Below are 21,106 nucleotides of genomic sequence, written 5' to 3'. Positions count from 1 at the left end.
CGCACCACCGGATACCGTAGGAGCATGCGGTTCGCTCATCTGCGTCGTGCCGACTCCCCTACTGCGCATCTCGCAGTGGTGGAGGGTGCCGAAGCCATCCTCGTCTCCGATCTCCTTCCCGACCCCCCTGCTTCCCTGCAACAGCTGATCGAGGGCGGAGAGCAGATGCTCGCCGCGCTGCGGTCGGCCGTCGCGGGCAGCGACGCCCCTCGGCATCCGCTCGACGGCTGGGAATTCGCCTCCGCGGTCATCGCTCCCCCCGCAGTCCTCGCGGTCGGGCTCAACTACGCGGCCCACTCGAGCGAGCTCGGTCTGAAGACCGACGCGGCGCCGACCGTCTTCACCCTGTGGCCCAACTCGCTCGCAGGCCACGAGCAGACCACCTCGTGGCCGCGCGCGCTGAGTGAAGCGGTGGACTACGAGGCCGAGCTCGGGGTCCTGATCGGCACGCCGGCCAAGGACGTCACCGAAGCTGAGGCCCTCTCGCATGTCTGGGGCTACACGGTCGTCAACGACATCACCGCAAGAAACGTCCAGTTCTCCGAAGCGCAGTGGTCTCGCTGCAAGTCCTTCGACGGATTCACACCGACGGGGCCCTTCGCCGTCACGGCCGACGAGATCTCCGACCCGCAGGATCTGCACATCTGGGCCGTCGTCGACGGCCAGACCGTGCAGGACGCGAGCACGGATCAGATGGTGCGATCGGTCGCGAAGCTCATCGCGCACCTCTCGCAGTCGCTGACGCTGCTGCCGGGCACGCTGATCTCGACCGGAAGCCCCGGCGGTGCCGGCTACTCCCGTGATCCGCAGATCTTCCTCCGCGATCGGTCGACGGTCACCGTCGGCATCGACGGCATCGGGGAGCTGACCACCCACTGCCGCGTCCTGGACTGAACCTCGCACGCAGACAGAGCGAAGGGGCCCCGGCGGACATCCGCCGGGGCCCCTTCTGTGTGTCTGGTCAGATCTCGATGAGATCCTCGGAGGCGATCACCGGGATCGCCGCCGTGATCGCCTCGAGGCCGGAGAGGCGCGCGGGTGACAGCTGCTTGATGACCTCGTCACGCGACATCAGACCGGCCTCGACGACCAGGTCGGCCACGTTGCGGTTGGTGAGAAGCGCGGTCTTGGCCAGCGCAGCCGCCGCCGCGTAACCGATGAACGGGGTGAGGGCGGTGATGACGCCGACCGATGCTCCGACCATCGCCCCGAGCCGGTCGCGATTCGCGGTGATGCCGTCGACGCAGTTCACGCGCAGCGTCCACATCGCCTGGCGCATCCAGGTGATCGACTGGAAGATCGAGTGCGCGATGACCGGCTCGAAGGCGTTGAGCTGCAGCTGACCGGCCTCGGCCGCCATCGTGACGGTCATGTCCGCACCGGCGACGGCGAAAGCGACCTGGTTGACGACCTCGGGGATCACCGGGTTGACCTTGCCGGGCATGATGCTCGAGCCGGCCTGCATCGCGGGCAGGTTGATCTCGCCGAAACCGGCCTGCGGCCCCGACGACAGCAGACGCAGGTCGTTGCAGATCTTCGAGAGCTTCATCGCGTTGCGCTTCAGCGTCGACGAGAACGACATGAACGAGCCTGTGTCGCTGGTGGCCTCGACGAGGTCGGCGGAGGTGACAAGGTCGAGCGACGTGATCTCGCGCAGGTGCTTCAGCACGGCTGGCGCGTAGTCGACGTGGGTCGTGATGCCGGTGCCGATCGCCGTTGCGCCCATGTTGATCTCGAACATGAGCGAGGCGTTCTCCGTGAGACGCGTGTGGTCGAAGCCGAGCGTCGACGCGAAGCCATGGAACTCCTGGCCGAGCGTCATCGGCACTGCATCCTGCAGCTGCGTGCGGCCGACCTTGAGCACGTCGTGGAACTCATGCGACTTGTTGAGGAACGACACGCGCAGCAGATCGAGTTCCTCGAGCAGCGAGCGCAGCGTCAGCGACAGGCCGATCTTCACGGCAGTCGGGTAGACGTCGTTGGTCGACTGGCTGCGGTTCGTGTGATCGATCGGCGAGAGGAACCCGTAGTCGCCCTTCTCACGCCCGGCGAGCTCGAGGGCGATGTTGGTGATGACCTCGTTGGCGTTCATGTTCGTCGAGGTGCCGGCACCGCCCTGGATGACACCCACGGTGAACTGGTCGTGGAACTCCCCGTCGATCACGCGCTGAGCTGCGCGGTCGATCAGGTCGGCCCGCTCGGCATCCAGGACTCCGATCTCGCGATTGGCGCGAGCGCTGGCCTGCTTGACCATCGCGAGGGCGACGATCAGGTCAGGATAGACCGAGATCGGACGCTTGGTGATCGGGAAGTTCGCGTCGGCGCGAGCGGTGTGGATCCCCCAGTACGCGTCGGCGGGAATCTCCATGCTCCCGAGCGAATCGGTCTCGGTACGGGTGAGGGCAGGCGCGGCAGAAGCCATGTCACATCCTTGTGGGTAGTGGCGAGTGTGTGATGCGGGGGATGCACCCATTCTACGCCCGCCCGCATGCGCCGCCAGGGATACGACGGCGCGTCAGCGTTTGCGCGAGAAGGCCTCGAGGCGCTCTTGCGGGCTGAGCCTCGACATCCGCTCCAGCCATGCGGGTGAGAAATGGTCGCCCGTCGGGGCGTCGGTCACCGGAACCACGGTGTGCGTGATCGAGCCCGGCCGCACATGAACGATCTGGAACGCCTGAGCCGCGTCCATCCCGTTCACGTCGGCTGCCGGACGGGCGACGTTCATCGTGTAACACGTCGCCGACGAGACGCTCACCGGAACCCCGGCGAAGGTTCCATGAGCCGAGTAGTGCAGGTGTCCGGCGAGGATGCCGCGCACATCGCTCCCCCGGATGACCTCGGCGAGTTCGTCCTGATGCTGCAGCTCCAGGATGTCGAACAGCGGGACGTGGCTCGGGAGGGGTGGGTGATGCATCGCGAGCAGCGTGCCGTGCGGTGCGGGTTCGCGGAGGATGTCGGCGAGCCACGCGAGCTGCCCGTCGTCGAGGTCTCCGTGATGCCAGCCGGGCACGCTGGTATCGAGAGCGACCAGCCGGAGTCCGTCGAGATCCCAGACACCGGTGATCGGCTCCTGCGTCGGCTCCTGGTCGAGTAGTCCTTCGCGCATCGCCGGACGTTCGTCGTGGTTCCCCGCGACCCAGACCACGGGTGCACCGAGTCCCCGGGCCACCGGCTCGACGGCATCGCGCAGGCGCCGATAGGCGTCGGGCTCCCCGAGATCCGCCAGGTCGCCCGTGATGACGATCGCCGCGGGATGCGGATGCACAGCCCTGATCGCGTCGAGCGTGCGAGCGAAATTCGACTCCACGTCGTATCGATCACCGAGCTTCGCACCGCCGGCGAGGAAGTGCGGGTCACTCACATGGATGATCACGTGGGACGCGGGCTGGTGACGGCCGAAGACGAACTCGGAGTCGGAGTGCGCTGACATGATCTCAGCCTAAGCGCGGCGACGACACCAGCACGAGGAGCGGCACCACATCAGGTGTAGTAGTCGAGATAGGGTTCCTGCATGGCGAAGAACGAGACCAGACGACGACTGATCGCGGATGCCGGGCTCACGGTCCTCGCGACGGACGGTTCACGCGGACTCACGCATCGGGCCGTCGACCTCGTCGCCGGCGTCCCCGTAGGCACGACGTCGAACTACTTCCGGAGCCGCGATGCCCTGGTGGAAGGACTCGTCGAGCGCATCGGCGAGCGTCTGGCTCCGAGTGAGGAAGATCTTGCTCGGCGGTCGTCGGAGCCTCCGAGCAGAGAACTGTTCGCCGACTACATCCGCGACATCGTCCGACGCCTGACCGACGATCGCGACGTCACGCTCGCACTCTTCGAGTTGCGTCTCGAGAGCAGTCGGCGCCCCGAGGTCGCTGCGCTGCTGGGAGCGTGGCAGCGAGCCGGTTTCGCCGGAGACGTCGAGTTCAACTCGTCTGCGGGCCTGCCGGGCGGTCGACGTGAGATCGCACTGTTCCACTACGCGATCGACGGCCTGCTGCTCGACCGGCTGACGACGCCGATCGATCCTGACACCTCGACGGACGACATCGTCGACGACCTCGTGGCAGGGCTCCTGAGCTGAGAACGCCCGGCTCTCGGCTCCGAGTCAGTGGCCGACGACGATGATGAGGATGCCGGCCACGACTGCCACCGCGCACAGGGCGAAGCATCCGTAGGCGCCCAAGAGCGCAATGCGCCGCTGCCCGTCTGTCAGAGGACTCTTCTTCGCAGCCTTCGCAGCCTGCTTCGCGGCGCGCTTGAGCTCCTTCTCGGTGATCACGGTGATCGCATCGGTGAACTCGGCAGGACTCACGACAGGCGCACGACCGCTGCGGACCAGCAGACGGAGCCCGAAAGCGTAGAACGTCACCACGGCGCAGGCGCCGACGAGCGCTGCGAGGAACACCTGGACGAATGCGATCCAGTCGATGTCGACGTTCACTTCGACTCCTCCCTGCTCGCCGTGTCGGCATCCTCGATCGTCTTCGCGGGCTCCCCGCTCTTCGCTGCCTTCTTGGCGGCCTTCGCCTTCGCGTCGGCCTTCGCCTCAGCTTTGGCCTTGGCCTCGGCCTTCGCCTGGACCTTGACCTGCTCCCGCGCCTCCGCGCGAGCCTTCGCCTCCGCCTTCGCATCGGCGATTCGCTGCTGACGGCGGGTGAGCGGCGTCGTGTCGGGCTGCTCGATCGCGAGACCAGATTCCGCCACATCGCTCATCGCGTTGGCGTGCGTCACCGCATCCTTGCGCGAACGCAGGAAGAGGCCGATGATGACCGCGAGAGCGAGCACCGTGTCGATCGCGATGCCCCAGTTGCCGAGCCACGTGATCAGGAGCGCCGCGAGAGCTCCTACGGCGCCGGCGGCCGGAAGGGTCAGCAGCCAGCCGATCGCGATGCGTCCGGCAGTGCGCCAGCGCACGGTCGAACCGCGACGGCCGAGACCGGAGCCGATGACGGATCCCGATGCGACCTGCGTGGTCGAGAGCGCGAAACCGAAGGCGCTGGATGCGAGGATCGTCGCAGCCGTCGAGCTCTCCGCCGAGAAGCCCTGAGCGGGCTTGACGTCGGTGAGCCCCTTGCCGAGGGTACGGATGATGCGCCAGCCGCCCAGATAGGTGCCGAGCGCGATCGTGACCGCACACGCGATGATCACCCACAGGTACGGATCGGCCTGTTCGCTGTTCTGCCACCCGACCGTGATCAGCGCCAGGGTGATGACGCCCATTGTCTTCTGGGCGTCGTTCGTGCCGTGCGCGAGCGCGACCAGCGAGGAGGTGAAGATCTGCCCCCAACGGAAGCCGTCGCGCCCGTCGGGCTTGCCGTCGTACCGCCGCGTGATCGAGTACGCGAGCTTGGTCGCCGCGAAGGCGATGATGCCCGCGGTCAGCGGGGCGATGAGCGCCGGGAGGATGATCTTCGACAGCACCATCCCGAAGTCGATTCCGCCTACACCGACTCCGACCAGCGTGGCCCCGATGAGTCCGCCGAACAGCGCGTGAGAAGAGCTCGAGGGCAGGCCGAGCAGCCAGGTGAGCATGTTCCATGTGATCGCGCCGATGAGACCCGCGAATATCATCGGCAGGAACACATCGCCTTGGATGGTGTCCTCGCGGATGATCCCGTGCGACACGGTCTTGGAGACCTCTGTCGAGAGGAACGCACCGACCAGGTTCAGGACTGCTGCGAGAAGCACCGCGGTCTTGGGCTTGAGCGCACCCGTCGCGATCGGCGTGGCCATCGCATTCGCAGTGTCGTGAAACCCGTTGGTGAAGTCGAAGAAGAGTGCCAGCAGGATAACCAGCACGACGATGAGGGCTGCGGTTTCCACCGTTCGCTTTCGGTCGTTGAGGAAGAGGGAGGTGTCGACGAGATCGACGTGACGAACGAAGAGTTCACCGTGGGTTTGACTTCCGTTAACCGGCCCCGGGCAATCCTCCCACCCTGTCGAGTGCCGGTCAACTCGACCTGAGCTAGCGTGGGAGGCGTGACTGATGCCCCGATCGCAGACCGCCGCTCGACACTCCGCACTCATCACGGAGACACTTTCGACGACCCGTACGAATGGCTGCGCGAGAAGGACTCCCCCGAAGTGATCGCGCATCTCGAAGCGGAGAACGCGCACACGGAGTCCGAGCTCGCGCATCTCGCCGAACTGCGCGAGACACTCTTCCAGGAGATCAAAGGTCGAGTGCAGGAGACGGATCTCTCCGTGCCGACTCGACGTGGAGACTGGTGGTACTACAGCCGCACCGAGGAGGGATCCCAATACGGCATCCACTGCCGCACCGCCGCAGCCGAGGGCGACTGGACTCCCCCGGTGCTCGAACCGGGCGTGCCCGTGCCGGGCGAGATCGTCCTGCTCGACGGCAACGTCGAGGCCGAGGGCCACGAGTTCTTCTCACTCGGCGCCTTCGACACCTCTGACGACGCGACCAAGCTGCTCTGGGCGACGGATTTCGAGGGTGATGAGCTCTACACCGTGCATGTCCGCGACCTCGTCACCGGCGAGACCCTCGCCGACGTGATCCCCGACACGGGAGGCGCATTCTTCACCCCTGACGGCACCGGGATCCTGTACACGACGAGGGACGACGCCTGGCGCCCCGACACCCTCTGGCTGCACCGCCTCGGCACGCCGGTGGCCGAAGACGTGCAGCTCTTCCACGAACCCGATGAGAAGTACTGGCTGGGCGCCGGCATCACCCGCAGTCGCAGATACCTGGTGATCGCCGTCGGATCCAGCATCACGAGCGAGGAGTACCTCGTCGATCTCTCGGGAGATCTGACTGCGCCGCCCGAGATCGTCTGGCCTCGACGCGAGGGCGTCGAGTACTCGCTCGAGCACGCGGTGGTCGACGGGGAGGATCGCCTGTACATCCTCCACAACGACGGCGCGCTGGACTTCGAGCTCGTCTCGGTCGCCGCATCCGCCCCGCAGGGCGAGCGTCGGGTCGTCCTGGCGCACGAACCGGGCCGTCGACTGCTCGGCATGGACGCCTTCCGCGATTTCGCCACGGTCGAGTACCGCCGTGAGGGTCTCGAGCGCGTCGGGCTCCTCGACTACTCGACGGATGCCGTGGAGGACATCGTCTTCGACGAGCCGCTGTACTCGGCGGGTGTCAGCGGCAACCCGGAATGGCACTCGCCGTATCTGCGCCTCGGCTACACCTCGTTCGTCACTCCCGGCACGGTGTACGAGCTCGACCTCGCGACGCGCGAGCTCGAACTCCGCAAGCAGGTCGCGGTCCTCGGCGGCTACGACCCTCTCGATTACGGCCAGCAGCGCGCCTGGGCCACGGCAACCGACGGTACCAGGGTGCCGATCTCGCTCGTCTGGAAGCGCTCGTTCGGAGATCCGGGTTCCGAGACCCGTCCCGTGCATCTCTACGGCTACGGGTCGTACGAGCACTCGATCGATCCCGGTTTCTCGGTCGCCCGGCTGTCCGAGCTCGACCGAGGAATCGTCTTCGCCGTCGCACACGTGCGTGGCGGCGGCGAGATGGGGCGACAGTGGTACGAGGACGGCAAGCTGCTGAGCAAGCGCAACACGTTCACCGACTTCGTCGCGTGCGCCGAGCACCTCATCGAGCAGGGCATCACGACGCCCGAGACTCTCGTCGCAGAGGGCGGCAGCGCCGGAGGACTGCTCATGGGTGCCGTCACGAACCTCGCCCCCGAGCTCTTCGCCGGAGTTCTGGCCGCCGTGCCGTTCGTCGACGCGCTGACGACGATCCTCGACCCCTCGCTCCCTCTGACGGTGATCGAATGGGACGAGTGGGGAGACCCGCTGCACGGCGCTGACGTCTACGAGTACATGAAGTCGTACTCACCATACGAGAACGTGCGTGAGGGCGTCGAGTACCCGCGCATCCTGGCGGTCACCTCGCTCAACGACACCAGAGTGCTCTATGTGGAACCGGCCAAGTGGATCGCGGCGCTGCGAGTCGCAGGAGCATCGGACGCACTGCTCAAGTGCGAGATGGTCGCCGGTCATGGTGGGGTCAGCGGACGGTACAACTCATGGAAGGAACGCGCCTTCGAACTGGCGTGGATCCTCGACACGGTCGGGCTCGCCTCGCGCTGACCGCGCCTACGCAGAGAACGGGCCGATCCGGTGAGGATCGGCCCGTTCGCGTTCGGGGTGTCCGGCTGACGGCTCAGCCGAACAGTGCGGCGGCCTCGTCGTAGCGGCTGCGGGGAACCGTGTTCAGCTCGCCCAGGGCCTCGGCGAACGGCACACGCACGATGTCGGTCCCCTGCATGGCGACCATCTGGCCCCACGCGCCGTCGACCAGGGCGTCGGCCGCGTGCAGGCCGAGTCGCGTGGCGAGCACGCGGTCGAACGCCGAGGGCGATCCGCCGCGCTGGATGTGACCGAGGATCGTGGCGCGAGTCTCGATTCCGGTGATCCGCTCGATCGCCGGCGCGAGCTGGTCACCGATGCCGCCCAGACGGGGGCGGTTGAATGCGTCCAGCCCCTTGTCGCTGTAGGCCTCATCCATGCCGAGCAGCTTGAATCCTTCGGAGACCACGACGAGCGGCGCGCGTCCGCGATCGTGGGCGCTCGAGACGAGCTCGGTGATGTCGTCGATCGACATCGGTACCTCGGGGATGCAGATGGCGTGCGCGCCCGCCGCCATCCCGGCGTGGAGCGCGATCCAACCGACGTGGCGACCCATGACCTCGGCCACCATGCAGCGCTGGTGCGAGTCTCCGGTGGTGCGCAGACGGTCCATCGCGTCGGTGGCGATGTTGACGGCCGTGTCGAAGCCGAACGAGTAGTCGGTGGCGCGGAGGTCGTTGTCGATGGTCTTCGGCACACCGATGACGTTGATGCCGTCCTTCGCGAGGCGGTCGGCCGCTGCAAGGGTACCCTCGCCGCCGATCGCGATGATGCCGTCGATCTTGTGGCCGTAGAGCGTCTTGGCGATGTTCTCCGCACCGCCGCGCTCACCCTCATAGGGGTTCGTGCGGCTGGTGCCGAGGATCGTTCCACCGACCTTCGACAGGCCCTTCACCTCGTGCCGAGTGAGGGGGAAGAAGTCTCCGTCGACGACGCCTCGCCAGCCGTCGCGGATGCCGACGAACTCGAGGTCGTAGGTCGTGGTGCCCTTGAGCACGATTCCGCGGATCACCGCGTTGAGTCCGGGGCAGTCGCCACCGCTCGTCAGAATGCCGATCTTCATGCTTGCCTCAGACGGGTTCAGGGAAGGGGGAAAAGGCGACGTTGCCTGCGATCGACACTAGTGCCCCGATGCGCGCACGCGCCATTCGAGGCGTCGAAAACCGGGGATCTTGCGCTCACCTCGGGACGATTCGTAAGAAATGCCTCGACTCAGCGATGAGAACGAGAAATCGGCGCCAAGAATCGTGATTCTTAACACCGATCTCTCGAGAGTCCCTCTCGTCAGGCCGCCCCGAGGGCCTCCCGCAGAAGGTGCATGAGCGCCCCGAGCTGCACGGGCTCCGCGGCCGCGTCATCGACGGCCTCACCGTCGAGCGCGCGCGCCGCGAGACCCTGCTTCTGGTCGATGAGCTCGGCGATCTTCGCGTCGACGGTGTGCGCCGCGATGATCCGCCACGCCGTGACCGGCTCGTCCTGACCGATGCGGTGCACACGGTCGATCGCCTGCGTCTGCTCCGCAGCAGTCCACGAGAGCTCTGCGAGGACGACGTTCGATGCCGCCTGCAGGTTGAGGCCCACGCCGGCTGCGGTCAGCGAGCACACCGCGATGCCGACATCCGGATCGCTGTTGAAGTCGTCGATCGCCTGCTGACGCGCGGTCGAGGTCTGGTCGCCACGGATGGACACCGAACGGATGCCGACTGATGCGAAATGCGCCTCGGCCTGATCCATCACGTCGATGTGCTTCGCGAAGAACACGACCTTGCCCACCGATCGCTGCAGCTGCGCCGCGTAGTCGGCTGCGAGCTGCGCCTTCGCCTGCCCGATGCGACGCACCATGGTGAAGACGTTGTCGCCACCGGTTCCTGCAGCCTTCGACTCCTCGAGCTCGTTCTGAGCGACAAGGCGCACGATGTCCTCGTCGATCTCGCCCGGTGCGAGTCCGCGATCCCCGCGTGCCTCGATGATGCGGCGGTAGCGAGCGGCGAGACGCTCCCCGAGCTCGCGCTCCGCCTGACGGATGCTGCGCCCGAAGTCGTCGTCGAGCTGGACGGGCAGATCGGCGATGAGCTTGTCTGGGAGGTCGGCGGCGACGTCCTTCTTCTTGCGGCGGACGATGCCCATCGAGATCACCGCTTCACGGGCCTCGGGATAGAAAGCCTTGTCTGCGGGTGTGAACCCCGTCGCGTCGAGCTTCTCCATCAGTTCAGGGCCGGGCTTCTCGCCCGTCGTCCAGCCGAGGAAGCGCCAGATCGCGTCGAAGTCCTCGACATCGTTGATCAGAGGCGTTCCCGTGAGTGCGAGCATCAGCGGGTTGCCCCCCGGTGTGCGCTCGCGTACCCGGTTGGCGAGCGAGAGCACGTTCTGCGATCGCTGGGAGCTGAGGTTCTTGATGAAGTGCGCCTCGTCGACGACCATTCCCCGAAGTCCGATCGACGCGAGCCACGACATGTGACGATCGAGGATCTCGTAGTTCACGATGAAGATGTCGGCGAACGCGTCGATGTCGGCACCATCGCCCTGGATGACCGTCGCTCGGCGCTGCGGCGTCCAGCGCTCGACCTCGCGCGCCCAGTTCATCTTCACGACGTTGGGCACCACCACGAGAAGCGGGTACGCGCCGGCGACGGACGCGGCGAGCACGGACTGAGCCGTCTTGCCGAGGCCGGGCTCGTCGGCGAGGAGGAAGCTCCTGTGCCCCTCGCGCACGGATTCGAGGAAGCGCGACTGGTGCACCATCACCTCGAGCCCCTTCGGCGAGAGGTGATCGTACTCTGGTGCGGGCGGGAGATCCATGCTCGCCGCGCCGCCCCCGGCGCCCGTCTCGAACGCCTTGTAGAGGGGCCCCATGAGCTCCCAGCCGTCGAGGCGACGACGGGGAGTGGTGCGTGCTCGCGGAGTGAGATCCGGAGCGAGGAACGGGTTCGCGAGCTGGCGCGATTCGACCGACGGGGGCGTCACCTGACGTTCGGCGATCGCGGCAGACACGACGGACGTCTGCACGGGCGCGATGTCGGCGATGATGAGCTCTTCGGGCGCGAGTTCCGCGCCCGACTCGAGCAGCCAGTCCCGACGCATGCGTTTCGCCACCGGAGACGTCGCCTGATCGGCTTCGAGCAGCTGGATCAGCGATGTGTCGCGTGCGGCGGTCTTGGCGAGGATCGTCGCGACGCCGTCGAGCCGCTTGAGCAGTTCCGCGCGGGCGGCATCGGCGATCTCGGTGTCCGCTTTCACCCTGGCACGCTCTTCGCGCACCAGGAACGCGATCACCTGGAACTTCACCCGGTTCGTCGGGCCCAGCTTTCCGCGCTGCGACTTCGCCTCGATCTCGCGCACCTTTCGCGCGAGGATCGGGATGAGGGGCGCCTCATCGTCGCGACGAGACGTCTTCTTGCGCCGCGTTGCGGCAGTCGCCGTGGTCGGCATGCTCCTCCTGAGCGTGAAGGCCGAGCATCCACAGGATGCGGCAGCCGTTCTCGATGTCCGCGTGTGGCGTGAGCCAGGACCGTACGAACAGTAGTTCCGGTGGTCATCGGCGCGCGACTCAGTCGCGAGATTCGTCGACCACCGAGACCCATTCTACGCCATGCCGACCATCGGACCGAGATCACGTCACGGAGAGTTGGCTCGGAGTTCAGCTGTTCGGAGCTGCGAGCACCCGTTCGGCATCCGTGACGTCGGTGGCCATCTGAGACTTGAGCTTGTCGATGCCCTCGAAGGCGACCATGCCACGCAGACGCTCGACGAACTCGACGGTGACATCGTGCCCGTACAGGTCGAGATCCGTCTCGCCGAGCACGTGCGCCTCGACCTGGCGCTCGAGGACGTCGTCGAAAGTCGGGTTTGTGCCCACCGAGATCGCCGCTCGGTGACGGATCCCGGTTTCGTGGTCGACGAGCCATCCGGCGTAGACCCCGTCGCCCGGGACGAAGGAGTCGACCGAGGCCGAGAGGTTGGCGGTCGGGAACCCGAGTTCCCGTCCTCGCTTGAGGCCGTGCACCACCTCGCCGCGCACGTCGACGTTACGGTCGAGAACTCGTGCGGCGGTGGTGACGTCGCCGTCCATGAGCAGTTCCCGGATCCACGTGGACGAGACTCGTCGATCAGAGCCGTCCAGGAAGACGTCGTCGACGACTTCGACGCTGAACCCATGCTTCGGGCCCAGTTCGCGCAGCAACGCCGGCGTTCCCGCTCCCCCGCGCCCGAACCGGAAGTCTTCACCCACGAGCACCGTCGACACACCGAGCGCTCCGACCAGGATGCTCGTGACGAACTCCTCGGCGCTGCGCGCGGCGAACTCGGCATCGAAGGTCAGCAGCAGCGTCGCGTCGAGCTCGAGCTCGCTCAGCAGCTCGAGTTTGCGCTCGACCGTGACGACATTCTCGGGGCAGCGATCGGGTCGCAGCACGGCAAGAGGATTGCGATCGAACGTGACGGCCACTGTGCGGAGGCCGGTTTCGTCCGCGACCTGCTTGAGCCGACGGATGACCGCCCGGTGCCCGGCGTGGACACCGTCGAACTTGCCGATCGCGACCACGGAATGACCGAAGTCCGCCGGGACCTCCAGCGGATCGCGGAAGACGATCATGCGGACACCTCAGCGGCGGGCGCCGCCTGCACAGCGCGCGCCGGGCGATGAGTGCGCAGCCACCAGATCCCGAAGATCGGAAGCACCAGCGGGATGAACACATAGCCACGCCCGAACATCGACCAGACGGTGTCATGAGGGAAGAGGTCGGGGAAGAAGACGCTGAGGGTACCGATCACCAAGACGCCGGTGAGCTCGAAGACGATCGCGACCCATGCCATGACGTACCAGCCGCGGCGGTCGGCGAGCACGAGCGCCAGGGTCGCGAGGATGTAGACGACGGCCGCCAGCGCCGACAGCGAGTACGCCAGGGGCGCCTCGTCGAACTGCCGGAAGATCTGCACGAAACTTCGACCGGTCGCCGCCAACGCCATGACGGCGTAGACGATCACGAGGACACGGCCGATGCCGGTCATGCGGGAGGTGGGGACGGTGGTGCTCATAGCTCCCCCCATTCTAGATCGGGGCAGGGGATCCCGGACGCTCAGGCGATCTGGATCGTCCAGATGACGTGCATCCGCCAGACCATGATCGCGACGGCCAGCCCGGCGACTCCGAGGATGACCGTGCTCCACCTGCTTCTCTCCATGAGCGCCCACAGCACCGCGCCGATCGGCAGCAGCACAGCGGAGACGAGATAGACCCAGTACTCGAGCAGATCGCCGGTCGGGGGGTTGCCGACGACGGGCGCCACGATCGCCACGACGACCTGGACGACCAGGAGCAGCTCGACGAGAGCGAGGGCCCCGACCGAGAAGTCGCTCGGACGCCGCCCGGCGAGACCGAGGATGATGCAGAACAGTCCGGCGGCGGTCGCGACCGCGACCTGAGCAATCGTCAGCCACAGGATCATCGGGCCACCTCGGGCATGTTCATCGCGCTCTTCAGGTCGACTCCCCGTCGCTCGACGACGCCGACGAGCACGCCGTCCTCGTCGATCGCGGCGGCCAGAACACCGCTCAGTCGAGAGGCCTGGTCGGTGAGCCGTTTGCCGTGCCGGAGATCCCTGGCGTCCGCGGCCGAGACAGGGAGCGGGTCGAGCACCCGCACTGCCGCAGCGGCCGGAGTCAGAAGTGCGGTCTCGACGATGTCCTCGATCATCACGGCATCCGCGACGTCGAAGTCGCCGACGCGAGTGCGTCGTAGAGCGGTGAGGTGTCCTCCGACGCCGAGGTCTGCACCGAGATCGCGGGCCAGAGAACGGATGTAGGTGCCGGACGAGCAGTCGACCACGACGTCGAGATCCAGGAAGCCCTCGCCCGAGCGCTCGGCGACGATCTCGAACCGGGAGACCGTGACATCGCGCGCTGCGAGCACGACCTCCTCTCCCGCCCTCACCCGGTCGTAGGCGCGTCGGCCGTCGACCTTGATCGCTGACACCGAGCTCGGCACCTGCGAGATCTCCCCTGTCAGCGCGGCGACTCCCGCCGCGATCCGCTCGGGTGTCACCGCACGCCATGCCTGCTCGGGCGCACGGGTGAGGATCTCGCCGTCGGCATCGTCCGTGCCGGTCGTCTGCCCGATCCGGATCGTCGCCTCGTACGTCTTGTCCGCGCCGACGATGTAGGTCAGCAGGCGCGTTGCTCCCTCGACGCCGATCACGAGCAGGCCGGTGGCCATCGGATCGAGGGTTCCCGCGTGCCCGACCTTGCGGGTTCCGAGCGCACGACGGGTGCGCGCGACCACATCGTGGCTGGTCAGTCCAGCGGGCTTGTCGACGAGGAGGATGCCGGGCGAGACCATCCCTCAAGCCTACGGTGCGACGGGATGCTCGGCGTCCCGCCTCCGGCGTGAGCGCCGATTCGCCTAGGCTGTCGAGGTGCCTTCGACGTCTCATCCAGCCGCTGCGACGATGGCTCCCCTGACGGCGTGGTATCGAGAAGCCGCGCGAGATCTGCCGTGGCGACGCGGCGAGTTCCAGGACGAGTTCGGAGCCTGGGGAACACTCGTCAGCGAGTTCATGCTGCAGCAGACGCCGGTGGCCAGGGTGATCCCGCACCTGGAGGCGTGGCTCTCCCGATGGCCCACTCCCCGAGCGCTCGCAGAGGCCACCCCTGCGGAGGTCGTGCAGCAGTGGGCGAACCTCGGCTATCCCCGGCGTGCTCTATGGCTGCACCGGGCAGCCATCGAGATCACCGATCGGCACGGTGGAGTCGTCCCCAGGGACGTCGAGCCGCTTCTGCTCCTCTCGGGCATCGGCGATTACACCGCCAGGGCGGTCGCCGTCTTCGCATACGGCGACCGGCATCCCGTCGTCGACACGAACACTCGTCGAGTACTCGCGCGGGCGGTGCTCGGACAGGCGCAGCCCGGCTCGCCGTCTCGCCGGGACCTTGACCTCATGGATTCGCTGCTCCCCACGGACGACGCCGAGTCTGCGGTGTTCAACGCGGCCGCGATGGAGCTCGGCGCCACCGTCTGCACGTCGCGCTCTCCTCGCTGCGAGATCTGTCCGCTGATCGACGACTGCGCCTGGGTCGCGGCCGGGCGCCCAGACACCGGTGACACGCGACGGCGCCAGGCGGCCTTCGAGGGCTCCGACCGTCAGGCCAGAGGAGCGGTCCTGCGTGTCCTTCGCGCTGCCGCCCCGGATCCGGTGCTGCTTCAGGGGGTGCTCCCCGACTGGCCGGATCCGCTGCAGCGCGACAGGGCGATCGATTCGCTCATCGCCGACGGTCTCGCCGAAGCAGACGGCGAGACGCTCTCCCTCCCCCGCTGACGCCACCCGCTCAGACGAACTGACCGATGCGGTGAGCCATCACCGTGAGCTCGACACGGGTGCGCACCCCGAGCTTGGCGAACACACGCCCGAGATGGACCTCCACCGTGCGCACCGAGACGTGCAGCGTAGCTGCGATGCCACGGTTCGACGAGCCTTCGACGACCAGCATCGCCACTTCCAGCTCGCGGACGGTGAGGAGCGGCTCCCACACTCGCCGGCAGGGCGCGAGCAGGTCTGCCGAGCGTACCGACAGGTGCTCTCCGGCATCCAAGCGATCCAACCTGACGCTGACGGCGCGCGCCCACGCCGTCGCCCCCGACAGTTCCAGCAGACTCAGTGCGGTGGTGAGATGTTCGCGACCGATCTCCAGATCTCCCCGGATGAGCGACCGCGTGCCGATCATGGCCTCGACGCGTCCCCGTGAGAACGGAGATGCGAGTGCCCTTGCCTCGGCTGCCACCTGTGCTCTGTCGGTGCGCCAGTCCTCGTCAGAGCATCTCGTGATCCGCAGGCGGAGCAGCTGGGCGAGCGCGATCTCAGGCGGTTCGATGCGTTGCGGGTGGCGCGGGGCCGGCTCCGCGCGGACGATGGCCTCTTCCAGCCCGGGCACGGACAGTGTCGACTGCGGCGCGCCTCGTTCGCGCCAGAGCCGCATGAAGGACACCGCTTCGTCCGTCGAGCCGGCCAAGAACGCTCCGATGGCGCGGTCGACGAGCTGATCGAAGCGGACGGGTGCGGGTGACGCCGCGGTGAGAGCGCGGGAGAACGGCCCGAGCCGTCCGAGAACCGCCAGATCGAGACGACGGGCGATGACGACGCCGAGTCCGGCGAAGGGCAGCGCCACGGGGAGTTCGAGGGCCGCCCGCAGCATTCGGTCTCGGGCCGTACCGATGTCCCCTCGCCACATCAGCAGCAGCACTTCGACGATCGCCCGATACGCGCTGACGAGAGGGCTGCGCTCGAACCCCGCGACGAACGGATCGACTTCTATACCGATACCGGAGTCCGCGACGCCGAGCAGCCGCAGTCCACGGTCGACGTCGCCGTCCATGGCCGCGCGCAGAGCCTGGAGCATCCCTCCGGTGAGGGGCCCGGTTCCTCGCACATCCTCGAGGTCGCGATCACCCAGAACGAGCCAGGCCAGTGCGACGACCGGGTCACGGAGATCACTCTCCGCGCTCACCCTCGCGCTCCCTTCCCGCAGAGCATCCAGCCACGATCGCATGCCCTGACGATCGCCGCGCTCCGCGCAGAGGACGGCAGCGAACGCTGACGCGCGCGCCCAGGAATACCAATGCTCGGGATCGTCACTCCGAGGCTTCAACGTCTCCACATCGACCTCGGGAACGCTGCCCCGCAGATGCGCCTGCGCGACGAACAATCCACCGAGCCCCTGCAACCGGTACCGCTCGTCGCCCGCGGGGAACAGGCCGGAGAGCTGGTTGACAGCCTCCACGGCATAGCCCGCGGATATCGCCGCGACGCCCGCCACGACGGTGGCCTCGTCTTTGCGGACTCCACTGGTGTGCGATGCGGCTTCTGCCGCGAGATGGAACGCGCGCTCACTCAGACCGGACTCCGAGTGCTCTCTCGCGATGCGCGTCAGCTCCCCGGCGGTGTCGGGGTCGCCGTAGAGAGATGCGCGGGCACGGTGCCAATCCGCGTCGACCCACTCGCCCCGGCTCCGGAAGATGACGTGCAGGCGATCGTGCACGGCTGCCGCCGCCGATGATGACGTCGTCGCTCGAAGCCAGATGGCCAGGCGTGGGTCGGCGAGGCGCACCCGCCCCGCGTGGATGTCGAGCAACGGACCGAGCGTTCCCGCCGAGAGGTAGTCGGCAGAGCGCCCCACGAAGTCGAGAAGCGGTTCGAGCCTGTCGTCGAGGCGCAGAGAGACCGCGACGAGGATCTCACGATCGCGCTGATCGAGCACGAGGTGCGCGTACAGCGCTTCGATCGCCTCCACCATCGGCACCGGGGTCGGGAGGGGCCTCAACCCCTGCCGCTGCGCAGCATCCAATCGTGCGGCGACCGCTCTGACTGTCGCTCGATCCGCCGTGACTTCAGAGATGAGCCGCGCGACGACATGTGGCGCGCAACTCAGATCGTTCTCGAGAAGATCGTCGAGAATCTCCTCGATCACCCCGGAGGCGACCGAAGCCGCCCCATGCGCACTCAACACGTCGATGCCGAACCCCCCAGCCCGTACGAGCATCCACTCGCTCAGCCGAGGTTAGCAACGCAGGCACGCCCACAGAGGAGCGCGCCGATATTCAGGACTCCGTGTCGTCGTCGTCCTGGCGGATGTAGGGGTCTGCGTCGCCTGCGTGTGATGCCGACGACGCGAGCTTCGCCACATCGGCGTCCCGCTGCTGCGCCTCACGGAGGAGGGCCGAGATGTGGTCGGCGTTCTCCGGAAGCGCGTCGGGGATGAACTCGAGCGTCGGGACGAGCCGGGTGCTCAGCTGCTTGCCGACCTCGCTGCGCAGCATCCCCGTCGCCGACGTCAGAGCCGCCCCGCTGGAGAGACGCTCCTCTTCGGTGCCGAGCACCGTGTAGAACACCGATGCGTGCTGCAGGTCGCCGCTCACGCGGACGTCGGTGATCGTCACGAAGCCGAGGCGCGGGTCTCGCAGCCCCTTCTCGAGTCGCTCAGCGAGGATCACACGAATGCGATCGGCCAGACGTGCCTGTCGTTCACCAGCCATTGTTCTCTCCCTCTACGTACCCTTCGGGCGAGGATGCATGACGCATCCTCGCCCGAAGACATATATCTGACGTGATCAGCCGCGAGGCTTCTCGACCAGCTCGGTGGTCTCGATCTCGTCACCGATCTGGATGTCGTTGAACTTGCCGAGGCCGATACCGGCCTCGTAGTCCGTGCGCACCTCGGTGACGTCGTCCTTGAAGCGACGCAGCGACTCGATGGCGAGGCCATCGGCGATGACCACACCGTCGCGGATGACACGAGCCTTGGCGTTTCGCGTGATCGTTCCCGAGCGCACGATGACACCGGCGATGTTGCCGAACTTCGAGGAGCGGAACACCTCGCGGATCTCGGCGACGCCCGACTGGACCTCTTCGTACTCCGGCTTGAGCATGCCCTTGAGCGAGCTCTCGATCTCGTCGATCGCGTTGTAGATGACCGAGTAGAACCGGATGTCCACGCCTTCACGCTGAGCACGCTCGCGCGCCTTCGTGTCGGGGCGGACGTTGAAGCCCACGATGATCGCGTTGTCGATCGTCGCGAGGTTGACGTCGGACTCCGTGATCGCACCGACACCGCGGTGGATGATGCGGAGCTGCACCGAGTCGTCGACCTCGATCTTGAGCAGCGACTCCTCGAGTGCCTCGACGGCACCGGAGACGTCACCCTTGATGATGAGGTTGAGCGACTCGACCTTGCCCTCTTCGAGAGCACGGGTGAAGTCCTCGAGCGAGATGCGCTTGCGGGCCTTGGCCAGCTGGGCGTTGCGCTCGACCGCTTCACGCTTCTCAGCGATCTGACGGGCCATGCGGTCCTCTTCGGTGACGATGAAGACGTCGCCGGCACGCGGCACGGAGTTCAGACCCTGAACCTGCACCGGACGCGACGGGTAGGCCTCGAGGACCTGCTCGCCGTTCTCGTCCGCCATCGCACGCACTCGGCCATAGGCCGTTCCGGCCACGATCGCGTCTCCGACGCGGAGCGTTCCGGACTGGATCAGCACTGTGGCGACCGAACCGCGACCCTTGTCGAGCTTCGCCTCGATGGCGACACCGCGAGCGGCCTTGTTCGGGTTCGCCGTGAGGTCGAGGCCAGCGTCGGCCGTGAGCAGCACCGCGTCCAGGAGTTCCTGGATACCGGTGTTGGCGCGAGCCGACACGTCGACGAACATGACGTCTCCGCCGTACTCCTCGGCGACCAGACCATACTCGGTGAGCTGCTGACGCACCTTGGCCGGGTTGGCGTCGGGCTTGTCGACCTTGTTCACCGCGACCACGATCGGCACGTTCGCCGCCTGGGCGTGGTTGAGCGCCTCGACCGTCTGCGGCATGATGCCGTCGTCGGCCGCGACCACGAGGATCGCGAGGTCGGTGACCTGCGCTCCACGTGCACGCATGGCGGTGAACGCCTCGTGACCCGGGGTGTCGATGAAGGTGATGGCACGCTCGATGCCCTCGTGCTCCGTCCACACCTGGTACGCACCGATGTGCTGCGTGATGCCGCCGGCCTCACCGTCGATGACGTTGGTCTGACGGATGGCGTCGAGGAGCCGGGTCTTACCGTGGTCGACGTGACCCATGACGGTGACCACCGGAGGACGGATCTCGAGGTCGTCCTCGCTCTCCTCCTCGAGCTCCTGCTCGAGGTTGAGACCGAAGCCCTCGAGGAGCTCCTTGTCCTCGTCCTCGGGCGAGACCATCTGGATCTTGTAGCCGAGCTCGGCACCCAGTACCTCGAACGTCGCCTCGTCCAGCGACTCGGTGGCCGTGGCCATCTCGCCGAGGTTGAAGAGGATCGTCACGAGGGTTCCGGGCTGGACCGTGTAACCGGTCAGCGTCTCGATCTTGTCGGCGAAGTCCGCGATCGACGCGCCGCGGCGCATGCGGATGATCTCCCCGTTACCGCGGGTGACGTTGACGCCACCGACGACCGGGGCGCTCCGCATCTCGAATTCCTGCCGCTTCGCCCGCCGCGACTTGCGCTGCTTGCTCTTGCCGCCGCCCTTGCCGAAAGCACCTGCGGTACCTCCACCGGGGCCACGACCGCGGCCACCGCCGCCACCGGGACGACCTGCGAAGCCACCACCGGGACGAGCACCGGGACCCGCACCGGGTCCACCGGCACCGCCGGGACGACCGGGGCCACCCGGACGCTGCTGGAACGGTGCACCGCCGGGACGACCACCCTGACCACCGCGCGGAGCGCCGGGACGGGGCGAACCGGGACGAGGTGCACCCGGACGCGGTGCGCCGGGACGCGGAGCCTGCGGACGCGGGATGTTACCCGGCGTCGGGCGCTGGCCCATTCCCTGCGCCGAAGCGAAGGGGTTGTTCCCCGGACGCGGACCGGTGGGACGCTGTCCCATACCCTGCGCGGAGGAGAACGGGTTGTTGCCGGGACGAGGGGCGCCGGGCTTCGGAGCTCCTCCGTCGTTCGACTTCGGAGCCGCGGGGCCGGGTGTCGCCGCTGCCGGAGCAGCAGGCTCGGCCGGAGCTTCGGCTGCCGGAGCAGCAACGGGCGCCTCCGGCGCGGGGGCCGGCTTGGGCCCGGGCTTGGGACCCGGAGTCGGTGCACCGGAACCGGGCTTCGCAGCAGCGGGTGTCGCAGCGTCGGAGGTTTCCTCTGCCGACTTCGCAGCACCAGGCTTGGCAGCACCAGGCTTGGCAGCACCCGGCTTGGCAGCGGGCTTCGCTGCAGCAGCGGGTGCGGCGTCGCCGGACGACTTCAGGGAAGCGTCCGACTCGATGGCAGCGCGCAGCTTGCGCGCCACCGGAGGTTCGATGGTCGAAGAGGGGCTCTTGACGAACTCTCCGAGTTCCTTGAGCTTTGCAAGTGCGATCTTGCTGTCGACGCCGAGTTCGGCGGCGATCTCGTGTACGCGTGGTTTACCAGCCACAATTCTCCTGTCTGGGGTCGGTCCACCCAGACAGGGCAGACCACTAGTCGCGGACGGGTCTCATTTCGAGCCGTT

General features: G+C 67.2%; 17 protein-coding genes. 4 read left to right on the top strand and 13 right to left on the bottom strand.

Annotation, left to right across the window (positions count from 1 at the left end; all coding sequences use genetic code 11):
* The first annotated feature begins 24 nt into the window (after positions 1–24).
* Positions 25–894 carry a fumarylacetoacetate hydrolase family protein gene (locus tag MRBLWH13_RS04930; RefSeq protein ID WP_341957177.1) on the top strand — a complete coding sequence of 290 codons (870 nt, stop codon included), beginning with the start codon at positions 25–27 and terminating at the stop codon, positions 892–894.
* A 67-nt stretch (positions 895–961) separates the two neighbouring features.
* On the opposite strand, the gene MRBLWH13_RS04925 is transcribed toward MRBLWH13_RS04930, so the two are convergent.
* Both MRBLWH13_RS04925 and MRBLWH13_RS04920 read right to left on the bottom strand, forming a co-directional pair.
* The gene (locus MRBLWH13_RS04925; protein ID WP_341957176.1) at positions 962–2,422 is read right to left on the bottom strand and encodes an aspartate ammonia-lyase; all 1,461 of its coding nucleotides are present in this window, start codon (positions 2,420–2,422) and stop codon (positions 962–964) included.
* A gap of 93 nt (positions 2,423–2,515) precedes the next feature.
* Positions 2,516–3,430, bottom strand: coding sequence for a metallophosphoesterase (locus tag MRBLWH13_RS04920; protein WP_341957175.1), 915 nt, complete (start codon positions 3,428–3,430; stop codon positions 2,516–2,518).
* Between the two features lie 81 nt (positions 3,431–3,511).
* Between MRBLWH13_RS04920 and MRBLWH13_RS04915 the strand changes: the two genes are divergently transcribed.
* Positions 3,512–4,078 carry a TetR/AcrR family transcriptional regulator gene (locus tag MRBLWH13_RS04915; RefSeq protein WP_341957174.1) on the top strand — a complete coding sequence of 189 codons (567 nt, stop codon included), beginning with the start codon at positions 3,512–3,514 and terminating at the stop codon, positions 4,076–4,078.
* Between the two features lie 24 nt (positions 4,079–4,102).
* Here the strand turns inward: MRBLWH13_RS04915 and MRBLWH13_RS04910 are convergent, their stop codons facing one another.
* Both MRBLWH13_RS04910 and MRBLWH13_RS04905 read right to left on the bottom strand, forming a co-directional pair.
* Entirely contained in the window at positions 4,103–4,438 is a 336-nt protein-coding gene (locus MRBLWH13_RS04910; RefSeq protein ID WP_341957173.1) for a peptidase, read from the bottom strand.
* Positions 4,435–5,820 (bottom strand): inorganic phosphate transporter, encoded by a 1,386-nt coding sequence (locus MRBLWH13_RS04905; RefSeq protein WP_341957172.1) that lies wholly within the window; start codon positions 5,818–5,820, stop codon positions 4,435–4,437. Before MRBLWH13_RS04905 ends, MRBLWH13_RS04910 begins: the two co-directional genes overlap by 4 nt.
* A 156-nt stretch (positions 5,821–5,976) precedes the next feature.
* Between MRBLWH13_RS04905 and MRBLWH13_RS04900 the strand changes: the two genes are divergently transcribed.
* Positions 5,977–8,076, top strand: a complete 2,100-nt coding sequence (locus MRBLWH13_RS04900; RefSeq protein WP_341957171.1) for a S9 family peptidase — start codon at positions 5,977–5,979, stop codon at positions 8,074–8,076.
* Between the two features lie 73 nt (positions 8,077–8,149).
* Here MRBLWH13_RS04900 and MRBLWH13_RS04895 read toward each other — a convergent pair whose 3' ends face one another.
* The 6 genes from MRBLWH13_RS04895 to truB form a co-directional block, all read right to left on the bottom strand.
* Positions 8,150–9,178, bottom strand: a complete 1,029-nt coding sequence (locus tag MRBLWH13_RS04895; protein ID WP_056308186.1) for an ATP-dependent 6-phosphofructokinase — start codon at positions 9,176–9,178, stop codon at positions 8,150–8,152.
* Between the two features lie 221 nt (positions 9,179–9,399).
* Positions 9,400–11,544 carry a DEAD/DEAH box helicase gene (locus tag MRBLWH13_RS04890; RefSeq protein ID WP_341957170.1) on the bottom strand — a complete coding sequence of 715 codons (2,145 nt, stop codon included), beginning with the start codon at positions 11,542–11,544 and terminating at the stop codon, positions 9,400–9,402.
* 208 nt (positions 11,545–11,752) lie between these two features.
* Complete coding sequence (locus MRBLWH13_RS04885; RefSeq protein ID WP_341957169.1) at positions 11,753–12,706, bottom strand: bifunctional riboflavin kinase/FAD synthetase; 954 nt, start codon at positions 12,704–12,706, stop codon at positions 11,753–11,755.
* Positions 12,703–13,149 carry a hypothetical protein gene (locus MRBLWH13_RS04880; RefSeq protein WP_341957168.1) on the bottom strand — a complete coding sequence of 149 codons (447 nt, stop codon included), beginning with the start codon at positions 13,147–13,149 and terminating at the stop codon, positions 12,703–12,705. The genes MRBLWH13_RS04885 and MRBLWH13_RS04880 overlap by 4 nt, the downstream gene beginning before the upstream one ends.
* A gap of 41 nt (positions 13,150–13,190) precedes the next feature.
* Positions 13,191–13,559, bottom strand: coding sequence for a hypothetical protein (locus tag MRBLWH13_RS04875; protein WP_341957167.1), 369 nt, complete (start codon positions 13,557–13,559; stop codon positions 13,191–13,193).
* Positions 13,556–14,449: a tRNA pseudouridine(55) synthase TruB gene (gene truB, locus MRBLWH13_RS04870; protein WP_341957166.1), complete on the bottom strand. Its 894-nt coding sequence runs from the start codon at positions 14,447–14,449 to the stop codon at positions 13,556–13,558. The genes MRBLWH13_RS04875 and truB overlap by 4 nt, the downstream gene beginning before the upstream one ends.
* Positions 14,450–14,558: 109 nt before the next feature.
* On the opposite strand from truB, the gene MRBLWH13_RS04865 reads away from it, so the two are divergent.
* Positions 14,559–15,425 (top strand): A/G-specific adenine glycosylase, encoded by an 867-nt coding sequence (locus tag MRBLWH13_RS04865; protein WP_341957165.1) that lies wholly within the window; start codon positions 14,559–14,561, stop codon positions 15,423–15,425.
* A gap of 10 nt (positions 15,426–15,435) precedes the next feature.
* On the opposite strand, the gene MRBLWH13_RS04860 is transcribed toward MRBLWH13_RS04865, so the two are convergent.
* The 3 genes from MRBLWH13_RS04860 to infB all read right to left on the bottom strand — a co-directional run bounded on the left by MRBLWH13_RS04860 (position 15,436) and on the right by infB (position 21,031).
* Positions 15,436–17,397 (bottom strand): helix-turn-helix transcriptional regulator, encoded by a 1,962-nt coding sequence (locus MRBLWH13_RS04860; RefSeq protein ID WP_341957164.1) that lies wholly within the window; start codon positions 17,395–17,397, stop codon positions 15,436–15,438.
* A 304-nt stretch (positions 17,398–17,701) separates the two neighbouring features.
* Positions 17,702–18,136: a 30S ribosome-binding factor RbfA gene (gene rbfA, locus MRBLWH13_RS04855; RefSeq protein WP_341957163.1), complete on the bottom strand. Its 435-nt coding sequence runs from the start codon at positions 18,134–18,136 to the stop codon at positions 17,702–17,704.
* Positions 18,137–18,211: 75 nt separating this feature from the next.
* Positions 18,212–21,031, bottom strand: a complete 2,820-nt coding sequence (infB, locus tag MRBLWH13_RS04850; RefSeq protein ID WP_341957162.1) for a translation initiation factor IF-2 — start codon at positions 21,029–21,031, stop codon at positions 18,212–18,214.
* Between the last annotated feature and the right edge of the window lie 75 nt (positions 21,032–21,106).

It is taken from the genome of Microbacterium sp. LWH13-1.2, assembly GCF_038397735.1.
Lineage (GTDB): Bacteria > Actinomycetota > Actinomycetes > Actinomycetales > Microbacteriaceae > Microbacterium.
This window is presented reverse-complemented; position numbering and strand designations above follow the sequence as displayed.

Coding starts and splice junctions, on each gene's coding strand:
- MRBLWH13_RS04930 (WP_341957177.1), top strand. CDS start 25: ATGCGGTTCGCTCATCTGCGTCGTGCCGACTCCCCTACTGCGCATCTC.
- MRBLWH13_RS04925 (WP_341957176.1), bottom strand. CDS start 2,422: ATGGCTTCTGCCGCGCCTGCCCTCACCCGTACCGAGACCGATTCGCTC.
- MRBLWH13_RS04920 (WP_341957175.1), bottom strand. CDS start 3,430: ATGTCAGCGCACTCCGACTCCGAGTTCGTCTTCGGCCGTCACCAGCCC.
- MRBLWH13_RS04915 (WP_341957174.1), top strand. CDS start 3,512: ATGGCGAAGAACGAGACCAGACGACGACTGATCGCGGATGCCGGGCTC.
- MRBLWH13_RS04895 (WP_056308186.1), bottom strand. CDS start 9,178: ATGAAGATCGGCATTCTGACGAGCGGTGGCGACTGCCCCGGACTCAAC.
- MRBLWH13_RS04890 (WP_341957170.1), bottom strand. CDS start 11,544: ATGCCGACCACGGCGACTGCCGCAACGCGGCGCAAGAAGACGTCTCGT.
- MRBLWH13_RS04885 (WP_341957169.1), bottom strand. CDS start 12,706: ATGATCGTCTTCCGCGATCCGCTGGAGGTCCCGGCGGACTTCGGTCAT.
- MRBLWH13_RS04880 (WP_341957168.1), bottom strand. CDS start 13,149: ATGAGCACCACCGTCCCCACCTCCCGCATGACCGGCATCGGCCGTGTC.
- MRBLWH13_RS04875 (WP_341957167.1), bottom strand. CDS start 13,559: ATGATCCTGTGGCTGACGATTGCTCAGGTCGCGGTCGCGACCGCCGCC.
- truB (WP_341957166.1), bottom strand. CDS start 14,449: ATGGTCTCGCCCGGCATCCTCCTCGTCGACAAGCCCGCTGGACTGACC.
- MRBLWH13_RS04865 (WP_341957165.1), top strand. CDS start 14,559: ATGGCTCCCCTGACGGCGTGGTATCGAGAAGCCGCGCGAGATCTGCCG.
- MRBLWH13_RS04860 (WP_341957164.1), bottom strand. CDS start 17,397: ATGGTGGAGGCGATCGAAGCGCTGTACGCGCACCTCGTGCTCGATCAG.
- rbfA (WP_341957163.1), bottom strand. CDS start 18,136: ATGGCTGGTGAACGACAGGCACGTCTGGCCGATCGCATTCGTGTGATC.